Raw genomic sequence first — 289 nt, 5'->3', positions numbered from 1 at the left:
CGGCGTGCGTCAGGACGTTCGTCCCGACGGCGAGGACACCACGCATCTGGTGCTCGGCCTGCAGGGCCTGGCGCCCCACTGGTGGGAGATCGACGCCGCCGCCTTCCTGTCGACCGAGGGCGACCTGACCGCCCGCGTCGAGGCCGAATACGATCAGCGCATCCCCCAGCGCCTGATCCTCCAGCCGCGCCTCGAAATCGACGTCTCGGCGAGCGACATTCCGGAGCTGGAGATCGTCTCGGGCCTGTCCTCAGTCGAGGCGGGCCTGCGGCTGCGCTATGAATTCCGC

Annotated in this window: 1 protein-coding gene; it reads left to right on the top strand. The window is 69.6% G+C overall.

The window, feature by feature from the left end; genetic code table 11:
- Window positions 1-289, top strand: a 289-nt coding sequence (locus tag CVH10_RS19575; RefSeq protein ID WP_146143119.1) for a copper resistance protein B, incomplete at both ends; no start/stop codon positions are given.

Source organism: Halomonas sp. ND22Bw, assembly GCF_003011945.1.
Classification (GTDB): domain Bacteria; phylum Pseudomonadota; class Gammaproteobacteria; order Pseudomonadales; family Halomonadaceae; genus Halomonas; species Halomonas halophila.
Note: the sequence above shows the minus strand (reverse complement) of the source record. Positions and strands in the feature narration are given on the sequence as shown.